This is a genomic window from Salibacterium sp. K-3 (genome assembly GCF_054052005.1).
Genome location: NZ_JBSVZE010000003.1, coordinates 566144 through 581052, shown reverse-complemented (window position 1 = coordinate 581052; position 14909 = coordinate 566144). Strand labels below are relative to the sequence as shown.

Annotated in this window: 14 protein-coding genes and 6 tRNA genes; 17 read left to right on the top strand and 3 right to left on the bottom strand. The window is 49.4% G+C overall.

Annotated features, from left to right (window positions below):
- Positions 1-14: 14 nt before the first annotated feature.
- The 9 genes from ACW9JV_RS18340 (at position 15) to ACW9JV_RS18300 (ending at position 4355) form a co-directional block, all read left to right on the top strand.
- Positions 15-791: an alpha/beta fold hydrolase gene (locus ACW9JV_RS18340; RefSeq protein WP_457337122.1), complete on the top strand. Its 777-nt coding sequence runs from the start codon at positions 15-17 to the stop codon at positions 789-791.
- A complete protein-coding gene (locus tag ACW9JV_RS18335) occupies positions 788-2374 on the top strand; it encodes a Mur ligase family protein (protein WP_457337120.1) in 1587 nt (528 codons plus the stop codon). Before ACW9JV_RS18340 ends, ACW9JV_RS18335 begins: the two co-directional genes overlap by 4 nt.
- A gap of 21 nt (positions 2375-2395) precedes the next feature.
- A complete protein-coding gene (locus tag ACW9JV_RS18330; RefSeq protein WP_457337118.1) occupies positions 2396-3607 on the top strand; it encodes a D-alanine--D-alanine ligase family protein in 1212 nt (403 codons plus the stop codon).
- Between the two features lie 87 nt (positions 3608-3694).
- Positions 3695-3769, top strand: a tRNA-Glu gene (locus tag ACW9JV_RS18325).
- Positions 3770-3833: 64 nt separating this feature from the next.
- Positions 3834-3918 (top strand) — tRNA-Tyr (locus ACW9JV_RS18320).
- A 107-nt stretch (positions 3919-4025) separates the two neighbouring features.
- A tRNA-Lys gene (locus tag ACW9JV_RS18315) sits at positions 4026-4101 on the top strand.
- Between the two features lie 14 nt (positions 4102-4115).
- Positions 4116-4190 (top strand) — tRNA-Gly (locus tag ACW9JV_RS18310).
- A gap of 4 nt (positions 4191-4194) precedes the next feature.
- Positions 4195-4268: transfer RNA gene (locus ACW9JV_RS18305), tRNA-Gly, on the top strand.
- Positions 4269-4279: 11 nt separating this feature from the next.
- A tRNA-Ala gene (locus ACW9JV_RS18300) sits at positions 4280-4355 on the top strand.
- 88 nt (positions 4356-4443) lie between these two features.
- Here ACW9JV_RS18300 and ACW9JV_RS18295 read toward each other — a convergent pair.
- The gene (locus ACW9JV_RS18295) at positions 4444-4623 is read right to left on the bottom strand and encodes a Spo0E family sporulation regulatory protein-aspartic acid phosphatase (protein ID WP_457337116.1); all 180 of its coding nucleotides are present in this window, start codon (positions 4621-4623) and stop codon (positions 4444-4446) included.
- A 235-nt stretch (positions 4624-4858) separates the two neighbouring features.
- Between ACW9JV_RS18295 and sigW the strand changes: the two genes are divergently transcribed.
- The 6 genes from sigW to glmS all read left to right on the top strand — a co-directional run bounded on the left by sigW (position 4859) and on the right by glmS (position 11985).
- Positions 4859-5425, top strand: a complete 567-nt coding sequence (gene sigW, locus ACW9JV_RS18290; protein WP_457337114.1) for an RNA polymerase sigma factor SigW — start codon at positions 4859-4861, stop codon at positions 5423-5425.
- 10 nt (positions 5426-5435) lie between these two features.
- A complete protein-coding gene (locus ACW9JV_RS18285) occupies positions 5436-6077 on the top strand; it encodes a zf-HC2 domain-containing protein (protein WP_457337112.1) in 642 nt (213 codons plus the stop codon).
- Positions 6078-6263: 186 nt separating this feature from the next.
- Entirely contained in the window at positions 6264-7085 is an 822-nt protein-coding gene (cdaA, locus tag ACW9JV_RS18280) for a diadenylate cyclase CdaA (RefSeq protein ID WP_457337110.1), read from the top strand.
- Positions 7078-8349, top strand: coding sequence for a CdaR family protein (locus tag ACW9JV_RS18275; RefSeq protein ID WP_457337108.1), 1272 nt, complete (start codon positions 7078-7080; stop codon positions 8347-8349). The genes cdaA and ACW9JV_RS18275 overlap by 8 nt, the downstream gene beginning before the upstream one ends.
- 33 nt (positions 8350-8382) lie before the next feature.
- Positions 8383-9735 carry a phosphoglucosamine mutase gene (gene glmM, locus ACW9JV_RS18270; RefSeq protein ID WP_457337106.1) on the top strand — a complete coding sequence of 451 codons (1353 nt, stop codon included), beginning with the start codon at positions 8383-8385 and terminating at the stop codon, positions 9733-9735.
- Positions 9736-10182: 447 nt separating this feature from the next.
- The gene (gene glmS, locus ACW9JV_RS18265) at positions 10183-11985 is read left to right on the top strand and encodes a glutamine--fructose-6-phosphate transaminase (isomerizing) (protein ID WP_457337104.1); all 1803 of its coding nucleotides are present in this window, start codon (positions 10183-10185) and stop codon (positions 11983-11985) included.
- 741 nt (positions 11986-12726) lie between these two features.
- On the opposite strand, the gene ACW9JV_RS18260 is transcribed toward glmS, so the two are convergent.
- Positions 12727-13905, bottom strand: coding sequence for an epoxide hydrolase family protein (locus ACW9JV_RS18260; protein ID WP_457337102.1), 1179 nt, complete (start codon positions 13903-13905; stop codon positions 12727-12729).
- A gap of 110 nt (positions 13906-14015) precedes the next feature.
- Here ACW9JV_RS18260 and ACW9JV_RS18255 point away from each other — a divergent pair, with 110 nt between their 5' ends.
- Positions 14016-14249, top strand: coding sequence for a LysR substrate-binding domain-containing protein (locus ACW9JV_RS18255; protein ID WP_457337100.1), 234 nt, complete (start codon positions 14016-14018; stop codon positions 14247-14249).
- Positions 14194-14589, top strand: a complete 396-nt coding sequence (locus tag ACW9JV_RS18250) for a LysR substrate-binding domain-containing protein (RefSeq protein ID WP_457337098.1) — start codon at positions 14194-14196, stop codon at positions 14587-14589. The genes ACW9JV_RS18255 and ACW9JV_RS18250 overlap by 56 nt, the downstream gene beginning before the upstream one ends.
- Here the strand turns inward: ACW9JV_RS18250 and ACW9JV_RS18245 are convergent.
- Positions 14564-14797 (bottom strand): hypothetical protein, encoded by a 234-nt coding sequence (locus ACW9JV_RS18245; RefSeq protein WP_457337096.1) that lies wholly within the window; start codon positions 14795-14797, stop codon positions 14564-14566. The genes ACW9JV_RS18250 and ACW9JV_RS18245 overlap by 26 nt on opposite strands.
- Positions 14798-14909: the final 112 nt, after the last annotated feature.

Below are 14909 nucleotides of genomic sequence, written 5' to 3'. Positions count from 1 at the left end.
GGAGCGTTATAGCTGTGAACATAGATATAGAGGGAGTGAAAGTGGGGTACCACGTTTCCGGCGAAGGAGCGGACGTTGTTCTTCTGCATGGCTGGGGAGCTGACAGGAACGCTTTCGCGCCGGTTCATCAATCCCTGGAAAAGCATTTCAGAGTGTGGTCCCTTGATTTTCCAGGGTTCGGAGACAGTGAGGAGCCCCCGGAACCCTGGGACGTCGGCGATTACACCAGGATGCTCGGGGCCTTTCTGGAGAAGGCACATATTGACCGGCCGACCTTAATCGGACATTCCTTCGGCGGAAGGGTGTCGATCAAGTATGCATCCGCCAACCCGGTGCATAAAGTTATTCTTGTAGACAGCGCCGGTATTAAGCCTAAGAGGAAATGGCAGTATTATGTTAAAGTCTACACGTACAAGGCATTCAAAAAAATACTGGATCTGCCGGTTCTCAACCGGTATAAAGAAAATATTCTCACAAAAGTAAAAGGAAAGCTCGGTTCCACAGACTATAAAAATGTTTCCGGAACGATGCAGCAGACGATGGTCAAAGTCGTCAATGAAGATCTGCGCCATCATCTTCCCAATATACAGGCGCCGACACTGCTTGTATGGGGAGAGAAGGATGAAGCCACTCCGGTGGAAGATGCCCGCCTGATGGAAGGCATGATTCCGGATGCAGGTCTGGCAGTTTTGGAAAACGCAGGTCATTATTCATATCTTGATAAGCGACAGCAGTTTTTGTTGGTAATCGATTCTTTCCTTCAACAAGACAAGGGGGAGAGGAATTCATGACAGGCGTATTCATTCTATTATTTCTCGCAGCCTGGGGCTGGTATACAGCACGGATCGTAAACACAAGCACACATATGCTGCAGCTGAATGCCTACCGGACGGAACGGTACTGGAACTGGACCATGTCTCACACTTCCAGAGCCTTTCCGATACAGAGCTTCCTGCCGGTTCTTGCCTTTCTTCCTTTGATTTTCGGAAATGAAACGGCAGCTTTGACGGCGGGGACTCTTATTTTTGCGCTTGCAGCGTATTTCATGCCGGAAGAGCAGGAAAAAAAGAAACTGGTGTTTACCGCCAGAGTAAAACGTCTTCTGGTCACGAGCGGGGTGCTTTTTGCTTTAACCGCACTGGCAGGCATTATTACAGGAACAGGGGAAGAAAGCAGCATTGGGTGGTTTCTTCTGTTTGTGACGGCTTCGTCGATTCTTGCTTATTTCTATACGCTGGCTGCCAATGTCATCAACTGGCCGATTGAAAAGCAGATCAGCCAGTATTATTACCACGATGCAGAAAAGATCGTTAAGCAGATGAACAACCTGGAAGTGATCGGAGTAACAGGCAGTTACGGGAAAACGAGTACGAAACATATACTCGAAACCGTCCTGTCCTCTGAATTCAATGTATTGATGACCCCCGAAAGCTACAACACGAAAATGGGGGTTACCAAGACAATCCGGACGATGCTCAAGCCCTATCACGAGATCTTTATTGCGGAAATGGGGGCAAAGCAGGAACATGACATCCAGGATATCTGTGAGCTGGTACATCAGAAGTACGGCATTCTGACAGCCGTCGGAGAGCAGCACCTGGAAACGTTTAAGACGCTTGATAATATTAAAAAGACCAAATTCGAATTAATCGAGACGCTGCCGCATGAAGGGACTGCCTTTCTGAACAAAGACGACCAGAATATTATGTCGTACCAGCAGCGCAATCAGTGCCGGACGATGTATTACGGCATTGATGCTGTCGATCTTCATTACAGAGCTGCTGACATTTCCTATTCTTCAAAAGGATCTCAGTTTACGGTCTATAAATACGACGGGACTTCGGTGAAGATTCAGACCAAACTGCTTGGGCGTCATAATATCTACAACATTCTTGCTGCGATTGCGATGGCATCGGAAAAAGGAATTGCTTTTGACAAAATCGCGCGGGCTGTCAAACAGGTTGCCCCTGTGGAACATCGGCTGGAACTGAAAAAACCGTCCGGAAACATTACGATTGTGGACGACAGTTTTAATTCGAATCCGGTAGGTTCCAGAATGGCGCTTGAGGTGCTGGGGCAGATGCCGGAGTACAAGATGCTTGTGACTCCCGGCATGATTGAACTTGGAGAAAAAGAATACGAACTGAATAAGGCATTTGCAGAATATGCTGCAGACGTCTGCGATTTTGTCATACTGGTCGGCAGAAAACAGACGGAGCCGCTGCAGCAGGGACTGCAGGACAAAGGATACCCGGAGGAACAGTACTACGTGGCAGAGAACCTGCAGGATGCATTGAATAAAATGCATGAGAAAGCCGTACAGAAATCGGTGGTACTGCTGGAAAATGATCTGCCGGATACGTTTAACGAGTAATCAGGTGAAGGAGAGCTGTACATGAAAACAAGAGTTGGCGTGTTTTTCGGCGGTGTCTCGGTTGAACATGAAGTGTCCGTCATTTCCGCCCTGCAGGCCGTGCAGGCAATGGATGATTCAAAATATGAAGCGGTCCCCGTCTATATCAGCAAAGACCGCTCTTTTTACACCGGGGAAGAACTGCTTGATATAGAGAACTATAAGGATTTGGACAATCTTCTTGAGACGGCGCAGAAAGTCATGGTGACGAGGTCGGATGACGGGAGCGTCGTACTCCAGAAAGATCCGGTCCCTCGTTTTGGAAAGAAAATTGCTGCGGAGATAGACCTAGCTTTTCCGATTATACACGGCACGTTTGGAGAGGACGGGGTGCTGCAGGGGTATTTTGAACTGCTGAACCTTCCGTATGTCGGCTGTGATGTCCTCTCGTCAGCGGGGGGCATGGATAAAGTAGTGATGAAGCAGATCCTGAGAGATTCCGGGCTCCCCGTACTGGATTACGTTTGGTTTTACAGCAGCCACTGGGTGGAAGACAGCGCGGAAATGATAAAGATGATCGGTGAAAAGTTAGGATTTCCCGTCATTGTTAAACCGGCCAACCTCGGATCCAGTGTCGGCATCAATAAAGCAGAAAATGAACAGGAACTGGAGGAAGCCGTGGAAGAGGCTATGGAATTTTCCGCGAAGTTGCTCGTCGAAACTATGGTCGAAGACATGAAAGAAGTAAATTGTTCTGTCCTTGGAGACTATGAAGAAGTCGAAGCGTCTGAGATAGAAGAAGTCCTGAAATCCGAGGAAATTCTGAGTTATGAAGATAAATATCAGTGTGGAAGCGGGAAAGACGGCGATGCTGCCAAAGGAATGGAAAGTACGGACCGCATTATCCCGGCGGAACTTGAAGAGGATAGGTCCAGAGAAGTCCGGGAATTAGCGAAAGATACATTCCAGATCCTCGGCTGCAGCGGAGTATCCCGTATCGACTTTCTAATTGACCAGGCTCGGGACCGCGTCTACGTTAACGAAATCAATACCATCCCCGGCTCTCTTTCGTTCTATCTATGGGAACCGGCAGGAAAAGATTACAGGACATTAACGGATCAACTCATTCAACTTGCTCTGAAACGCAAACGGGAACGGGAGAAGCTCGTATTTTCCATCGATTCCAATTTGTTCTCCATGCAGAATGCCGGCAGCGGAAAAGGGTCAAAAAATGGAAACGGGCGTTCATCATGAATATAAAAAAAGGACTTGCACCATTTCCGGCGTTTGAGATATAATGTCGTATGTCAGCAGGAGAGGGAACTTTCCTGCCGGCAGTATGGCCCGTTGGTCAAGTGGTTAAGACACCGCCCTTTCACGGCGGTAACACGGGTTCGAATCCCGTACGGGTCACCACTTCCATTTTTATATTGACAACAGATACTTTTTTTGTTTAAATAGAAAGGTGTCTTTGGAAGCGGGAGGGGTAGCGAAGTTGGCCAAACGCGGCGGACTGTAAATCCGCTCCTTCGGGTTCGGCGGTTCGAATCCGTCCCCCTCCACCATTTGTTTACATCGTTGTTTTTTCGGTTATAATGGAGTACAATAGAAAACAGTACTTTGTACATACGCTGGAGTAGCGCCTGTTAACGAAAGAAGTATTAACCCAAAGGAGCCATTAGCTCAGTTGGCAGAGCATCTGACTTTTAATCAGAGGGTCGGAGGTTCGAATCCTCCATGGCTCACCATTTTTCAAAGGAACGCGGAAGTAGTTCAGTGGTAGAACACCACCTTGCCAAGGTGAGGGTCGCGGGTTCGAATCCCGTCTTCCGCTCCATGATGCGGGTGTAGTTTAGTGGTAAAACCTCAGCCTTCCAAGCTGATGTCGTGGGTTCGATTCCCATCACCCGCTCCATTTACATAGCCGGGGCCTTAGCTCAGCCGGGAGAGCGCCTGCTTTGCACGCAGGAGGTCAGCGGTTCGATCCCGCTAGGCTCCACCATTTAATAAAATATGCCAAAGTTCAGCCGGCGGGCTGAGCTTTTTTAATAAAAAAAGTCCGGCTTAGCCGGACCGGGTATTTATACATGTTAATAGGCGGGAGTGACAGGCTTACTGCTGCCGCGGCTGCCGTCATATATGTTTAACAGGTAATCGAGTTCCCTGCTGAGGCGGACGACTTCCTCTGAAAACAGCGGTTGGGTACAGGCCTCTCTGTTCAGCTTTTCTCTCTTTATTTCGATCTCCCGCAGAAGAAGTTGTTCTGACAAGATGGTCACCCCTTGCGCAGTGTATCTTTTATATTATTACCCATTTCCATTGTATTGAAAACAAGGAAAGAAATCTTTTCACAATATCGTCATTTTTTATCCTTTTTTATCCTTGCTCCCGAAATCGTGATATAATTGTACCGGCTGAAAGGAACAAGCATGATCCGCATACTGAAACGAAATACGTTGTGCTCCGTAAATGGAGGTACCCTGTAAATGGGTGGAGGTCGAGAACATGGATGCGGTAGTAAAACGACTCATAAAAGAAATAAAAAAAGAAGGAGATCAGGAAGCATTTGCTGAACTGGTAGACTTATATAAGGATAAAGTGTATCAAATCGCCTACCGGATGACCGGGAATGGATATGAGGCACAGGATATGGCTCAGGAGGCTTTTCTGCGGGCGTACACCAACATCGAAAGCTATGATGAAAACAGGAAATTCTCGACCTGGCTGTTCCGGATAACGACCAACTTGTGTATTGACCGGCTGCGGAAAAAGAAGCCGGACTATTCCCTGGATGCTGAAATAAAGGGAACCGACGGTCTGACCGGGTATTCACAGGTGGCAGCATCCGAGCATCTGCCGGAAGACCAGGTAGTGACGCTGGAGCTGCAGGAATGGGTGCAGCGTGAGATATCCCACCTTCCGGAGAAGTACAGGGCGGCCGTGATACTGCGTTACATAGAGGACTTATCCATTACAGAAATCAGCGACGTCCTGGATCTGCCGGAAAACACGGTGAAAACTCATATTCACAGGGGCCGGGAAGCCTTGCGCAAGAGGCTGGGCAATGCGTGAGGAGGGAGGAATGAAGATGGCCTGCGAAAAACGCTGGGAAACATTACTGAATAAATACTTGGATGGTGAAACAAATAAGGAAGAACGTGTGGAGCTGTTTGAACATCTGGAAACGTGTGAGCATTGTGCTGTACGTTGCCGGGAGCTGAAAAAAGCAGTCATGCTCGTACAGAGTTCCTCCCATATTGAAGCTCCGGCCGGGTTTACGGAGGGTGTGATGAAGAATCTTCCGGACCAGAAAAGGCGCGTGACCTGGAAGAAATGGTCGAGACAGCATCCGTTCGTTGTGGCAGCATCGTTATTTATTATATTGATGGCGTCCAGCCTCTTTTCCGTATGGAATGAACAGGCAGGGGAGGACATCGCCGTCCAGGGCAGCCAGAAAGTAACCATAGATGAAGAGGCCGGAACAGTAACCATCCCCGAAGGAGAAACGGTGGAAGGGGATCTGATGGTACGCAATGCTAAAGTAGAAGTAGAAGGGGAAATCACTGGTAATCTGACTGTTATTAACGGGGAGCAGTATCTGGCTTCCGCCGGTGAGGTGGCTGGTGATATTGAAGAAGTCGACCAGGTGCTGGAATGGATATGGTATCATACCAAACGAATAACACAGGACATTCTTTCATTAGAAGAAAAAGAAAAAGACTAGACTGGAGCTTTTACATTTTTACAAATTTATATGTGAAACGGGAAGGGCACGCCGGCGTCTAACATACCGGGTGTCCTTTTATCAGGAAAAAATCGATGGGGATTCATCAACGAACACCAACAGAAAATATGATATAATAATGGCGTTGTTTTCTTTTTCTGGCCAGACCTAATTGGAGGAAGAGAGATGTTTGCAGGAGGAGATTTTCAGTTTGTAGGCCTGTTGCGGGCCGTAGTGGATATTGCGCTTGTAGCATATGTTGTATATAAATTGATCACTGTGATCCGCGGCACCCGTGCTGTTCAGCTTTTGAAAGGGATCACCGTGATTCTCGTGGTATGGTTTCTGAGCAGTTTCTTCGGGCTTCGTACCCTTCAGTGGATCATGTCCCAGGCCGTTACATACGGGCTTTTAGCCATCATTATTATTTTCCAGCCTGAACTCCGGCGTGCGCTGGAGCAGTTGGGCCGCGGACGAATTTTCGGCAGAACAGCGACCCCTGAGGAAGAAAACGATGTAAAAACTGTGGAAGCGATTATGAAATCTGTCAAATACATGGCAAAACGCCGGATCGGCGCACTGATTGCAATAGAGAAAGAGACAGGTATGAACGATTACGTAGAAACAGGAATCCCGATGAATGCCACCGTGACCTCGGAACTATTAATTAATACATTTATTCCGAACACCCCTCTGCACGACGGAGCGGTCGTCATGAGAAGAAATGAAATATCAGCAGCAGCCTGTTACCTCCCGCTGTCGGAGAATCCATTCATTTCCAAGGAACTTGGGACAAGGCACCGGGCAGCGCTTGGGATCAGTGAAGTGACGGACAGTCTTACCATCGCCGTTTCGGAAGAGACCGGCGGTATTTCCGTTACCAAAAACGGTGATCTCCACAGAGACCTGGATGAAGAGACGCTTCGTGCGATGCTGGAGAGAGAATTAATAGCCGATGTCAAGCAGTCCTCCAGTTTATGGCAGTGGGGAGGGAAGAAAGATGGATAAACTGTTTAACAACAAATGGTTTGTGCGTTTCATTTCCCTGCTTATAGCCGTCATGCTGTATGCGATGGTCAATATGGACAGTGTCAATAATTCTCCGAGTGTACTGCCGGATAACGAGGAAAGTTCCTATACGATTCATGATGCCGACGTGGAAGTTTATTATGACGATGAACAGTATGAAGTCGTGGAAGCCCCCGGAACAGTAAGCGTGGAGCTGACAGGCCCCCAGACGTCGATTATGCTTTTTCAATTGTCGAATCCTACATTTGAAGTGTATGCTGATTTAGAGAATGAAGGAGCGGGTGTCCATAATGTCAGACTGCAGCAGCGGGATTTCCCCGCTGATCTGGAGGTATCGATCACTCCCCGGGTGGTCAGTATAGAACTGCAGGAGCAGGAGACAGTGTCCTATCCCGTGGACGTCGATGTCGAAAACGAAACGGAACTGGAAGAAGGATATTCGCTTGGCGAGGCAGAAGTATCTCCGGGAGAAGTGGAGATTCAGGCTCCTCAGGCGGTGCATGAAGAAATAGACCGGACGGCGGTTTCCGTGGATGTTTCCGGGGCGGAGGAAACTCTGGAAACAGAGGCACCGGTTACGGCATATGATGAAGAAGGTAATGAAGTGGACGTTACTCCGTCGCCGGAAACAGTAAATGTCTCCATACCGGTGGAGAATCCGGAAGCGGAAGTTCCTGTGAGCTTATCGCGGAAAGGGAACCTGCCGGATGATTTAAGTATTGTATCCCTGAATATTGAACCGACGAGGGCAGCCATTTACGGTCCACCCGATGTAATTGGAGAAGTCAATACGGTGGAAGCCGTCCTTGATTTAAGCGAGGTTCAGGAAAACGGGACGATGGAACTTCCACTGAACGTTCCGGAAGGGGTGCAGGAGGTTAATCCCGAGACCATCGAAGTCGATGTGGAAGTCGGGGAGGAAGAACAACGCACCATAGAGGATGTTCCGATCACCATAGTTAACATGCCCGATTCCTACTCTTATACGGTGACAGAACCGGACGAGCTCGTTTCAGACGTCACGGTATACGGATCGGCAGCAGTACTGGATGAATTGAATGAAGGTGATTTGACACTCACGGCTGACTGGGAAAATGTAGAGGATCCATCCAGTCCTTCTGTTATCCCTGTCGAGCCGGAAAGTCCTCCCAATGTGCAGGTGGAACCGGAAGTAGGGGAGATTGCGCTGGAGTGGTCGGAAGACTCGTCTCCGGACAATCAGGATGCGAATGCAGACAACTAAGGGAAGAGACGGATATGAAGGAGAGATCATGTAATGAGTAAGATATTTGGCACGGATGGTGTCCGCGGTATTGCAAACACGGAGCTTACCCCCGAGCTGGCATTTCGTCTCGGACGCAGCGGCGGCTATTACTTAACGAAAGACATGGACCATCCAAAAGTTTTGATCGGCCGGGATACAAGGATCTCCGGTGAAATGCTGGAAGGGGCTCTGGTTGCCGGACTTTTGTCTGTAGGAGTGGAAGTCATGCGGCTTGGAGTGATCTCCACCCCCGGAGTCGCCTATTTAACAAAGGCGGTCAGCGCTCATGCCGGGGTCATGATTTCTGCCTCTCACAATCCTGTAGCAGATAACGGCATCAAGTTTTTCGGGCCGGATGGCTTCAAGCTTTCGGAAGCACAGGAACAGGATATTGAAGCGCTGCTCGAATCGGATGAGGAACTGCCCCGTCCGACTGCAGAAAACGTCGGTGTGGTGAATGATTATTTTGAAGGCGGACAGAAATACCTGCAGTTTTTAAAGCAGACAGTAACGGAAGACTTTTCGGGACTGCATATTGCTCTTGATTGTGCGAATGGTTCCGCTTCCTCTCTTGGGCCGCATCTGTTCGCTGATCTGGATGCAGATATATCCACGATCGGAAACAATCCAAACGGGGTAAACATTAATGTCGACGTAGGCTCCACCAATCCGGAAACACTCGTCTCCTTTGTAAAAGAAAAAGGAGCGGATGTCGGTCTTGCTTTTGACGGAGATGCCGACCGCCTGATTGCGGTGGATGAAAAGGGACAGATTGTAGACGGCGACAAAATCATCTACATCTGCGCGAAGTACTTGAAACAGGAGATGCTCCTGGCTGATCACACCGTTGTAACGACGGTGATGAGTAACCTCGGGCTTTATAAAGCACTGGAAAAGCTCGGTATCGAAACAAAGAAGACGGCTGTCGGCGACCGCTATGTCATGGAAGAGATGCGGCAGGGAGGTTACAGTCTCGGCGGCGAGCAGTCCGGTCATATCATCTTCCTCGATCATGTGACGACCGGGGACGGAATGCTGACAGCGCTGCAGCTCGTTGACATCATGAAAGCTTCCGGCAAACCGTTGTCAGAGCTGGCGGGAGAAATGGAAAAGTTTCCGCAGACGCTTGTGAATGTACCGGTCGTCAACAAAGACGAGATTCACACCAACCCCCATGTCAATGAAGCCATCGAACGGGTAGAAGAGGAAATGGACGGCAGCGGACGTATTCTTGTGCGGCCTTCCGGCACGGAATCACTCGTCCGCGTCATGGCTGAAGCTGAAACAAAGGAACTATGTGACAAATACGTGCAGGAAGTGGCAGACGTAGTGAAGCAGTACATGGGGCGTACAGAATCGGAGTAAAAGGCATTTCTGCTGTCACGGTGTGAAAACACAATGCATAGACTGAAAAAGAGTTTCATAAGAAAAAGCTGGGGGAAACAGGAATTTCAGATGCATTTCTTCCTGATTTCCCCGTAATAAAACAGGCATTGCCGGAAACAGAAACGTATTGTATGATGTATCCAGAATTGAAGCGGAAAGAAAAGGAGGATCGGCACAAATTCATAATTCAAGCGCCCGGACTGTTCCCGGACGGCGAAGAGGAACAGTTGACGAGGAGGAGGTTCATCGAACGATCGGCGGATGCCTCCCGGTTGCCTGTCACAACCGAGAATTCAGGTTCAAACCACAGAGGCGACTCTGTGTTCAACAGCCTGGGTGATGACGGCCTAATAATAAAAGAAAAGAGCGGGGCCTTTGGTGTGCCCCGTGCATGCCATGGCCCCGACATCAGGAGGTCATGACAGTATGTGTGGAATAGTAGGATATATTGGAAGCGATCAGGCGAGGGATATTCTCATCAAAGGTCTGCAGAAGCTCGAATACCGCGGTTACGACTCCGCAGGAATCGCGCTTGTGAATGATGACGGCATCGAGATGCATAAAGAAAAGGGCCGTATTGCTGCGCTGGAAGAAGCGATCGGAAGCGAAGGGAAAGGGACGACCGGTATCGGTCATACCCGCTGGGCCACACACGGCGCGCCGAGCCGGGAAAACGCCCACCCCCACCAGAGCATCAGCGGCCGCTTTACGCTTGTGCATAACGGTGTGATTGAGAACTATCAACAGCTCAAGCGTGAATACCTGAGCGATGTGGAAATGGCGAGCGAGACGGATACGGAGATCATCGTCCAGCTTATCGAATCGTTCGCCGAACAGGGGGAAGAGATTGACGAGGCGTTCCGCCAGGCACTCTCCCTGCTGCACGGATCCTATGCGATTGCCCTGATCGACAATGAAGATAACGATACGATTTATGTCGGCAAAAATAAAAGTCCGCTGCTGGTCGGCGTTGGAGAAGATGCAAGTGTTGTCGCATCGGATGCGATGGCCATGCTGCATGTGACAAAAGAATTCATGGAAATCATGGATCAGGAAATTGTCATTGTGAAGCAGAACAGCATTCAGGTGAAAAAGCTCGACGGCACTGATGTGAAGCGTGATACATTCACAACGGACATCGACGAGAGCGACACCGAAAAAGGCACGTACAGCCATTTCATGCTGAAAGAGATCGATGAACAGCCGTTTGTGATACGTAATATTATCCAGAAGTATCAGGACGAAGACGGTGACATCAAACTCGACCAGAATATTCGTGCCGCCCTGAACAATGCGGACCGTCTTTATGTCATCGCGGCTGGAACGAGCTATCATGCCGGCCTTGTCGGCAAAGAGCTGATGGAAAAAGTCGCGGACAAACCGACAGAAGTCCATATTGCAAGTGAGTTTCTATATAATGAACCGCTGCTTTCCGAAAACCCGCTCTTTATCTTTATTTCACAAAGCGGTGAAACCGCCGACTGCCGCGGCGTGCTTGTGAACGTAAAAGAAAAAGGCTGTAGATCCTTAACCATCACGAACGTACCCGGCTCCACGCTGACGCGGGAATCAGATTTCACGCTGCACACGTATGCCGGCCCGGAAATCGCGGTAGCATCGACAAAAGCCTATACCGCCCAGATGGCTGTATTCTCGATCCTTGCCATGGACGGTGCCCGTGCCCAGGGAATCAACACGGACTTCAATGCAATCAATGAACTCGGCTTGATTGCGAATGCCATGGAAACCCTGTGCGACCAGAAAGACCGCATGGAGCAGGTGGCCCGTGACTATATGTTTAATACACGGAACTGCTTTTTCATTGGACGTGCGATGGACTACCATGTCGTGCAGGAAGGTGCGCTTAAGCTGAAGGAAATTTCCTATATCCAGGCAGAAGGCTTTGCCGGCGGTGAACTGAAGCACGGCACAATTGCTTTGATCGAAGACGGTACGCCGGTCGTCGGGGTAACCACCCAGGAACACGTGAACGCCAACATCCGCGGCAATATCCAGGAAGTCATCGCCAGAGGCGCCAACGCCTGTATCGTCAGCACCGAGGCGACGAAAGAAGAAGGCGATACGATCGTGCTGCCGAACATCAACGAACTGCTCACACCGCTCGTATCTGTTGTGCCGCTGCAGCTGATTTCCTATTACGCCGCGCTGCACAGAGGCTGCGACGTCGACAAACCGAGAAACCTTGCGAAAAGCGTGACGGTCGAATAGCCTTATAGTCTGTTAAAACAAAATATGTTTAGTTAAAATAAAGTCGTTTAAAAACTGCCAGCATGGAAAGACTACACTTAAATTTTCATGTTGGCAGTTTTATTATTGGAAAATTATAGAGGGTTAGTGTGGCGAAAAGAAAGAACACCTGGATGGAAGCTAAGATAAAAAAATACATCAAAGAGGGTCGAGGTAATGGAGCTCTTTCTAATTATAAGCCTTGGTTAAACAATCAAGACGAGTGGAAGATGGAGATACCAACCAGCCTTTTGTTAACAACGATCCTACACCATTCGGTTTTAAAACTTCTCCAGCTGTCAGAAAAGTTTCACATGACAAAAAGTCAGTGAATCAGGGGGATGAATACATATCAAACGTTGGACGTGACGGTGCGATAAAACAGCAAAATGTAAGAGTAGATGTCAAGCCAGCTGGTCATACGAATAGAGAAACGGTCTTTTGGACCGACAGGAATTGAACGCATGTATATGCCTTCCTGTCAGTGCAAAAGGCCGTTTTTTTATGGCCTATTTTAGCAGGGGAGGGATACTTATGGTGAAGATATGATGTACACGAATGGAGCGGTAATAAGGAAAAAAGAGAGGAGGATTCCCAATGGGAGATATTTATTTTTATGAACCTTGTGACGTGAAAGTACAGAAACACGGTTATCCCAACGGTCAAATTGAGAGCTTGGACTTTTTTCGTTACTCCAGAAACGCGCCCGTTCACGGAAGAATGTTAGCTACCGCGAGCGGCCAGTACTGCCGCGAGGCCATCTTGTAGATCCTTGACGAAATATTGGGGAACCTCCAGCGACGGGAAATGTCCCCCGGTATCAGGCGACCTCCATCGGACGATCTGTCGGTACCGCTCCTGTGCCCAGGTACGGGGACATTTCTCGATGTCGCGGGGATACATACTGATTGCTGATGGGACATCGACCCGAAGTTCGGGGTCGATCGAGTTGACACCGCCGTGGCTTTCGTAGTAAATGCGGGCCGACGATGCACCGGTCCGCGTCAGCCAATACAGGGTGACGTCGTCAAGAACGCGGTCTCTGGAAATCGTCTCGAACGGGTTGTCTTCGGTATCTGTCCACTCAGCGAATTTGTCAAGGATCCAGGCGAGAAGCCCGACTGGTGAGTCAACAAGCGAGTAGCCGATGGTCTGCGGTCGGGTCGCCTGCTGCTTCGCGTACGCCGCGCGGTGGCTCCAGAAATCACGGGTTTCCTCAGCCCATTTACGCTCGGTCGCCGTCAGCCCATCCGTTGTCAACCCGGGTGGTGCCTGCGCCAACGTTGTGTGGATGCCGAGAACGTGTTCCGGGAACCTGCCGCCGAGAACCGTGGTGATTACACCTCCCCAGTCGCCACCGTGGGCTGCGAACTTGCTGTAGCCGAGCCTTCCCATCAGTTCCACCCATGTGGCCGCGATCTTTTCGGTTCCCCACCCGGTGGTGGCCGGCTTGTCGCTGTAGCCAAAGCCAGGCAGCGACGGGACCACGACGTGGAACGCTGGCGCGTCTGGATCTTTCGGATCTGCTAGTTCATCTATTACATGGGTGAACTCAGCAATGCTGCCTGGCCAGCCGTGTGTCAAGATCAGAGGCGTGGCGTCTGCGCGGGCGGATTGGCGGTGCAGGAAGTGGATTCCCAGATTATCAATGGTCGTGCGGAACTGGCCGATCTGGTTGAGGCGCGCTTCAAACAACCGCCAGTTGTACCCGGTGCGCCAGTAGTTCACGATCTCCAAGAGGTCGGCAAGAGGAACGCCCTGTTCCCATCGATGAAGGTCGGGCGTGGCGCGGTAAACTGTCTCAGCTTCCGGTAACCGTGCTGCGGCTAGTCGCGCGCGTAGGTCGTCGAGGTCAGTGTCGGTTGCGTGGGCTTCGAATGCTTGCACGTTGGTATTCGGCATAGTATTCCTCCATAAGAAAAATATAGAAAAGTCTGTTACCATGATTATCTCATAATAACAGCCTAAGTAAAGAAGCTCTGTATAGTTCACCTAAGAGAGATGGAAAAAATATGAATCAGAACGAGATACAGAAAACTTTAGGAGAGGCTAATCTCGATCAAATCCAATTTCGCCTCAATCAGGCTTCAATGGAGGAAATGGCTCTATTGATTGAGTCGGGGGAGATTGATTTTGGTTTTACAGCGATGCCTATCCATCGTACGGGAATTCGCGAATTACCTGTCCTAAATGTTGAGGTCTTTCTTGCTGCCCCCCCCCGGACATCGATTCGCGAAACGACATAGCATTAGTCTGAGTGAAGTGGCCAATGAACCTTTCGTTGGCTATAAACAGGATTATCTTTTTCAAAAAATGAATAATGATTTTTGTCGAAAGCCAGGGTTTACCCCAAATGTTATCTGTGAGGTTGAGGAGGGTAACGACATAGAAAGCCTTGTACTCGCTGGGGTTGGCATTGGTTTTGTAGGAGTGTGTAAAGGGGATAAAGAATCATCACTAGTGCGGCTACAGATTGAAAAACCCATCTGTCAACGTACCTTTCGATTGGTATGGCATGAAAAACGCTACTTATCGAAGGCAGCGCAAGAGTTTCGGGATTTTATTGTCCATTATTTTGAAAACTGAAGGAAGGAAATCCTTCATCAGGGGGTTCCAGAGCCTGTGACGAAGACTTTGTTTTTGGACAGATGCTGTCATCGGTAATAAGCATGAAAGGATCCTCGGTAGTGGACGTCTGCTGAACGCCCTGCTCGTTCCACTGATCGTATTGAAAAAATCGCGTTACGGATGGGAGATGGCGCTGCCAGAAACTGCTGTTCCGTAGTACGGTCATGCTTCCATTCCGCCGCTCTTGAATCATCCCCTGCAGGAGGTGGGAAAGATGCCGGTATGCCGGTTTTGGTACATGGAGAGACACATTCATATGATTTAAGAAATTGTCGATA